This is a genomic window from Ottowia sp., assembly GCF_047975795.1.
Taxonomy (GTDB): Bacteria; Pseudomonadota; Gammaproteobacteria; order Burkholderiales; family Burkholderiaceae_C; genus Ottowia.
Map to the genome: position 1 here is coordinate 82,986 of NZ_JBKEEE010000028.1, position 6,495 is coordinate 89,480.

Below are 6,495 nucleotides of genomic sequence, written 5' to 3' on the forward strand. Positions count from 1 at the left end.
GCAGCGACCACATGGCTATATCACGCGGCGCACCGCAGAAGGGTCCAGCGCGCAACCCGGAATTAACGCGTGATTATCGCCGACGCCCCTGACACGCGCCGCCCGTGCATCAAGTCCCACAGCCCACGCCAGCTACCCAGCCCATAGCCCAGGTGGTAGGCAGCAATCACGGCGGGCAGACGCCAGCACAGCGCGGCAAAGCCACCCTGCCCAACCCCGGCGGCCTGCCGCGCCGCCTGCACCGACACCGCCGCCAGATACGCCGCATAGGCGGCCAGCAGCAACGCCAACGGGGCATGAAACCAGTTCCAGGCCAGCACGGATATTGCGCAGACAACTACAAAAATCATAGGGATGAGCTGTCGTAGTGAGCCGGTCTGACCGTGTTTTCGCATGACGAAGGGGCGCCAGTAGCCGTACTGAAACTGCTGCCGAAACAAGTGCCCCAGCGTGCCACGCGGCACGTACCACGAGCGGATGCGCGGGCTTTGCCACACGCGGCCACGGCCTAAGCGCAGGCGCAGGTTGTGCTCGTCGTCCTGGTTGCGCACCAGGGTTTCGTCAAAGCCGCCCGTGCGCGCCAGCGTGGCGCGCGGCCAGCAGCCCAGGTAGACCGTGTCCACCTCGCCTTCGTAAGCCGCATCGCGCGAGCGTGCGCCGCCCACCACCCAACGGCTTTGAAAGGCCGCCGCAATGGCGCAACTCATGGGCGTGTCGCCGCGCGCCACCCACGGCCCGCCCACGTTGTCGGCACCGCTTGATGCCAGCGCGGCGATGCATTCGGCCACGTAGTCGGGCGCGAAGGTGGTGTGGATGTCCATGCGCACGATGACTTCGCCATGCACTTGGGCCAGGCAAGCGTTGAGGCCGCTAGAGACGATGCGGCCGGGGTTGTCGACCAACCCCAGTCGTGCGTCTTGCGCGGCACGTTCTTGCAGCCGCTCGCGGGTGCCGTCATCGCTGTCACCGTCGGCCACCAGCACCTCCATCTGCCAGCCTGCGGGCAGTTGCTGGGCCAGCACCGAGTCGCAAAAAGCGTCGATGTGGGCGCGCTCATTACGGCAGGGGGCAATGATGCTGACGCACTGCGGCAAGCCGGGCTGCGCCAGATGGGGCAAGACGGGCATGGCGGCAACTTGCCCGGTCGCGTTCAAGCCTGACCCTCTGTCAGCAAGCGCTGGTAGGTGGCGTCCATGGCGTCCATCTGCTCGCGGCGCCCGCCTGTCCGCACGATACGTTCAGCGTTTTGCGCCCCCCAATGGGCAGCCAGCGCGCTGTCGTGCAGCAGCGCCGACCAGCGCGCCGCCAGCGCGGTCACGTCACCGGCGGGCACCAGCGCATCCGGCTGTAGCCAAGCGCAGTTGGCGGGCAAGTCACTGCCGATTACCGCCAGGCCGCAGGCCATGCTTTCCAGCACCGACACCGAGGTGGCGTCGCTTTGCGGCACGCTGATCGACAGCTTGGCCGCAGCCAGCACATTGGCCATGCCCGCATCGTCCAGACGGCCATGAAATTGCACGGAATCTTGTAGCTGCAAATCGGCGACCAGTTGGCGCAAAGCAGGCTCTTGACCGCCGCCACCCAGCAAATGCAAATGGGCTGCGGGGTGCTGCGCGCGCACCAGTGCCAGGGCGCACACGATGGTGTCGATGCGGTAATTCGGCTCCCAACTGCGCAAGCTCACGGCGTCAAAGGCTGGCTTGTGATCCCAAGGCACGGGGGCAAAGCGCTGCAAATCCACGCCCCAGTGCACCAGTTGCGTGGGCACGTCTGGTGCCAACGCTTGGGCGGCGGCCAACAAATCTTGTGAATCACCGGTGATGAGCCGCGCGCGACGCAGGCTCCAGGCCGTGAGCCAGCGCATCCATGCGCTTTGGCGCGGCGTGACCAGCAGATCGCTGCCCCAGGCCGTCATCACCAGCGGCTGTACACCCGCGCGCGCGGCCAGGTAGCCGTAGGAGGTGACGTAGTGCGCGTGCACGATGTCGGGCCTGAGCTGCGCCAGCGCCCGCCGCGCCTCGCCCACACGCCACAGCCAGTCGCTGGAACGCGCCACCGGACGCAGCACGATCTGCGCCACGCCCTCAATGGGTTGCGGGCGCACCGTGACGACAGAGACACGCCAGCCGCGCGCCAGCATCTCGCGCGCCCAGCGCTGCACGTGCACGCTGTTGGCGTCGCCTAATAGGCAGAGATGGGGAGGGGTGCGACTCAAGCCCCGCGCCCCTCGGACAGAGTTTGCCGCCAGAGCCGGTAGGTCGTCTGCAACTCAGGGTGTCGGTCCAGCCAGCGCTCGTCCGCCTGGCGCGTGTCACCGACCACCTGCGCCGGGCTGCCGGCCAGCACGGCAAAGTCAGTGAACGGCCCACGCACACGGCTGTGCGCCGCCACCAGGCAACCATGGCCCAGCGTGGTGCCCGCCTCGATGGTGCTGTGCGGGCCGATGAAGCAGCGCTGGCCGATCACAATGGGTGCACGGATCACGGCGGCATCCAGCTCAGCGCCCGACAAGCCTGCGGCAACCCGCACCGCCCGGTGCGTGCTGTGGCTGACGATGCTGACAAAGTTGGTGATCTGCGTGCCCGCGCCCACCTGCACGCCTGCACTGGCTTCGATAAAGCAAAAGTGGCCGATGAACACGTCGTCAGCCAAACGGAGCTGGTCCTCATGCTCGATGCACACCGTGGACGACAGCCGTGTGGCCGGGCGCAATGCGCCACCGCTGGCTTCGCCAAACAAGGTGCGAAAGAACAACCACCGCCACAAGCGGCGGCGCAGGCGATTGAGCGCGGCGCGCCATACGGTCATGCCCTGCCCCCCGTCGTCGGCGCGGATACCTGATGCCAGCGCGTCAGCCGCCAGAAGTACCAGCCAAAATACGGCACCATCGCTGCCGACACCGCCCAGGCCCCGCCGATCAGCCCGCCCTGCCACAAGCCCAGCGCCAGCGCGGCCATAAAAATAACCTGCCCCACCACCGCCAGCCTGAAGGCCCAGCGCTGCGCGCGCCAGGCCATCGTCACCACCGCCAGCGGCGAGGCCACCAGATGCACCGCAATGTAGGGAGCCAGCGCCCGGGCCAACTCACCCGCCTCGCGCCAGGGCGCGCCAAACACGCGCTCAAACAGCCACGGCCCAGCCAGCAGCAAAAGCAGCATCACGGCCAGCGCCACCGCGCCTAACAGCGCCATCATCTGCCGCACCAGGCGCTGGCCTTCAGCCGCACCGGCGGCCACCAGGCGCGGGTACAGCGCCTGCGACACCGCTTGCCCCACCAGCGTGGCGGGGGCTTTTAAATAGCGCAGCGCCAGCCCCCAAAACCCCGCCGCCGCATCGCCCGCCCAGGCCACCAGCAAAGCCACGGCCAGCGCGTCTTGCAGCGTGCCCAAAAAAGCGTGCGGGGTGTTCACCAAGGCAAAGTCTTTGTGCGCGCGCGCCACAGCCTTCAGGCGCTGGCCGGGCACCTTCAGCGCCGCCCACCAGCCGCCCACAGGCGCGGGCCGACACAGCCACACGCCCGCCGCCACTTGCGCCAGCACGGTGGCCGCCACCAGCGTCCAGGCCGCATCGCGCCCCGCCGCCACGCCGCGCCACAGTGCCCAGCCCCCCGCCAGTTGCAGGGCCGCCGCGCCGCCGTACTGCACCACCCGGCTGACGGCCAGCGCCTTGAATCGGCTGGCCCGGTTGGCCCACAGCATCAGCACTTGCAGTGCCCCCGCCACCCCCACCGCCAGCGGCAACCAGGCGGGCAAAGCCAGCCAGCCCAGCACATGCAACGCCCAGGCCAGCGGCACACTGACGGCCACCGCCACCAGCAGCACACGCAGCGACAAAGCCAGCAGCGCGTGCGCCTCGGCATCGCCCGCCGCGTCATGCCGTGCCAGCGGCAAAGCCTGCTCGTAACGCAAACTGGCCGCCACCGCCAGCGTAGCCGCCACGGTGGCGAACTGGGTGAACACGCCCATCGCCTCGGGCGTGAACAGCCGCGCAATCAGCGGCCCCAGCAGCAACGGCAGCAACTGCGCCAGCGCACCACCAGCCAGCAGCGTCAAGGCGGCCTGGCGCAGCGGCACCTTGGCAGGCGCGGCTGATTCAGTGCGGATGCCGATCAACGCCGCGCTCCCGTCACGTCCACTTCAAACGCAGTTTCAGCAGTAAACAAAGTCAGCAAATACACAGGTGCGGGGTGCCTAAAATGGCAGGTTTTCCCCATCGTTGCAGGGGCTGCCCGGATTATCCACGCCGGGGTTTGCGCGCTTGCAGCCTTCCCTAAGAACCCCCAGCAATACCCCATCAGCACCATGACACAGCCTGCCGCACCTGCGCCCGCCACCGTCCCCGAACAAGACGAAAACAAGCTCATCGCCGAGCGGCGCGACAAGCTCAAAGCCTTGCGCGCCGCGCAAGCCGAATCCGGCACCATCGCCTTCCCCAACGATTTCAAGCCGAAACACCGCGCAGCGCAACTGCACCAGGCGCATGATGCTACCGAAAAAGAAGCGTTCGATGCCGATATTGCGGCGGACAAAAAGGTATCCGTCAGCATCGCCGGACGCATGATGCTCAAGCGGGTGATGGGCAAGGCCAGCTTTGCCACGTTACAAGACGCCAGCGGACGCATGCAAATCTATGTGGTGCGTGACGACGTGGGCGAAGCCGCGTACGCCGCCTTCAAGCACTGGGACTTGGGCGACATCGTGGCCGCCGAAGGCCATTTGTTCAAAACCAAGACGGGCGAGCTGTCCATCCACGCTACTCAAGTGCGCCTGCTCACCAAAAGCCTGCGCCCGCTGCCCGACAAGTTCCATGGCATGCAGGACCAGGAGCTGAAATACCGCCAGCGCTACGTTGACCTGATCATGGACGAGGCCGCGCGCCAGCGCTTTGCCGCCCGCAGCGCCACGCTATCAGCCATGCGCGCCTTCATGAGCGGCCACGGCTTCATGGAGGTGGAAACGCCCATGCTCCACCCCATCCCCGGCGGTGCCAACGCCAAACCCTTCGTTACCCACCACAACGCGCTCGACCAGCAAATGTTTTTGCGCATCGCGCCCGAGCTGTACTTGAAGCGCCTGATCGTCGGCGGCTTCGAGCGCGTGTTCGAGATCAACCGCAGCTTTCGCAACGAAGGCATCAGCGTGCGGCACAACCCCGAATTCACCATGATGGAGTTCTACGCCGCCTACTGGAACTACCAGGATCTGATGGACTTCACCGAAGCGCTGCTGCGCGACACCGCCCAGCAGGCCACCGGCAGCCTGCAACTGAGCTACGGCGGCCGTGCCGTCGATCTGAGCCAGCCCTTTGCCCGCCTGACCATCCGCGAAGCGCTGCATGCGCACACCGACCTCGGCGCCCAGGTGGACGACGCGGCCGAGCTGACCCGCCGTTTAAAGAAGCTGGGCCTGAGCGAAGAAAAAGACCGTTTGAGCACCCGCAGCCTGGCCAGCCTGCAAGTCATGCTGTTTGAAGAAGAAGTCGAGCAGCACCTGTGGCAGCCCACCTTCATCATGGAGCACCCGACCGAGATCAGCCCACTGGCGCGCGCCAACGACGCACGGCCCGAGGTGACCGAGCGCTTCGAGCTGTACATCACCGGCCGCGAGATGGCCAACGGCTTTTCCGAGCTGAACGACGCCGAAGACCAGGCCGCCCGCTTTGCCACCCAGGCCAACGCCAAGGACGCCGGCGACGACGAAGCCATGTTCTACGACGCCGACTTCGTGCGCGCGCTCGAAGTCGGCATGCCCCCCACCGGCGGCTGCGGCGTCGGCATCGACCGTCTCATGATGCTGCTCACCGACTCGGCCAGCATCCGCGATGTGATTTTGTTTCCGGCGTTGCGGCGAGAGGGGTAAAGCTGGTTTCGATGCCCACAGCGCTACCAAGGGCTGTGGGCGGCTTCAATCAAAACACTTGCTTTGACTTTTGAATGTAATCGAAGAAATTCAGGCTGGTGACCCTCACCGTCGGCATATCGCACACGGCAGGAATCTTGAACTTGCGTGGGTCTTGCTGCGCACCAAACTGGCGCGCCTCATTCGTGATGAGTTCTGCCCCATGCGTCTGAGCCACTGCGATGATGAACAAATCGTTCTCGTCCACGCCTTTTGAATGGTAGTTGTCATTGACCACGCCGATCGCGCTCTTGATGCGCACAGCGCATAACAAAACCACTTCGCTGATCTGAAGTTTCAATACTCCAGTATCATCGCCCGACTGTCTCAGATCTGCCCGTTAACTGACTGATTTTTGGGCACCTCTATAAACCCGGTGTTTTTGCAGCCCCGAGCCAGCGGCCTGGAGGTCAAATCCAGTCCTGCCTGTTTTTTGGGCAAATTTGGCTGGTTTTTGATCGTTTTCGGCCCTTTTGCCCCTCTTTTTGACCCTCTTGGAGCCTTTTTCTCACGCCCCCGTCATCTGCGGGCGCACTTGGCTCTTTGATGTACCGCTCTTGTAGAAGGCATCGACCTCATCTTCCAGGAACCGCGCCAA

6 protein-coding genes are annotated in these 6,495 nt (G+C 65.5%); 1 reads left to right on the top strand and 5 read right to left on the bottom strand.

The annotated features are described in order from the left end of the window. Window positions 1–62: 62 nt before the first annotated feature. The 4 genes from ACK5NW_RS04290 to ACK5NW_RS04305 are packed head-to-tail and all read right to left on the bottom strand — an operon-like array spanning window position 63 to window position 4,112. The gene (locus tag ACK5NW_RS04290) at window positions 63–1,127 is read right to left on the bottom strand and encodes a glycosyltransferase family 2 protein (protein WP_416925385.1); all 1,065 of its coding nucleotides are present in this window, start codon (window positions 1,125–1,127) and stop codon (window positions 63–65) included. Between the two features lie 23 nt (window positions 1,128–1,150). Continuing rightward, a complete protein-coding gene (locus ACK5NW_RS04295; RefSeq protein ID WP_416925387.1) occupies window positions 1,151–2,215 on the bottom strand; it encodes a glycosyltransferase in 1,065 nt (354 codons plus the stop codon). Next, the gene (locus ACK5NW_RS04300; protein ID WP_416925389.1) at window positions 2,212–2,808 is read right to left on the bottom strand and encodes an acyltransferase; all 597 of its coding nucleotides are present in this window, start codon (window positions 2,806–2,808) and stop codon (window positions 2,212–2,214) included. Before ACK5NW_RS04300 ends, ACK5NW_RS04295 begins: the two co-directional genes overlap by 4 nt. Beyond that, window positions 2,805–4,112, bottom strand: coding sequence for a lipopolysaccharide biosynthesis protein (locus ACK5NW_RS04305; RefSeq protein ID WP_416925391.1), 1,308 nt, complete (start codon window positions 4,110–4,112; stop codon window positions 2,805–2,807). The genes ACK5NW_RS04300 and ACK5NW_RS04305 overlap by 4 nt, the downstream gene beginning before the upstream one ends. A 189-nt stretch (window positions 4,113–4,301) precedes the next feature. Between ACK5NW_RS04305 and lysS the strand changes: the two genes are divergently transcribed. Further along, complete coding sequence (lysS, locus tag ACK5NW_RS04310; RefSeq protein WP_416925393.1) at window positions 4,302–5,858, top strand: lysine--tRNA ligase; 1,557 nt, start codon at window positions 4,302–4,304, stop codon at window positions 5,856–5,858. Window positions 5,859–5,907: 49 nt separating this feature from the next. On the opposite strand, the gene ACK5NW_RS04315 is transcribed toward lysS, so the two are convergent. Next, window positions 5,908–6,198 carry a DUF4411 family protein gene (locus tag ACK5NW_RS04315; protein ID WP_416925395.1) on the bottom strand — a complete coding sequence of 97 codons (291 nt, stop codon included), beginning with the start codon at window positions 6,196–6,198 and terminating at the stop codon, window positions 5,908–5,910. Window positions 6,199–6,495 lie beyond the last annotated feature (297 nt).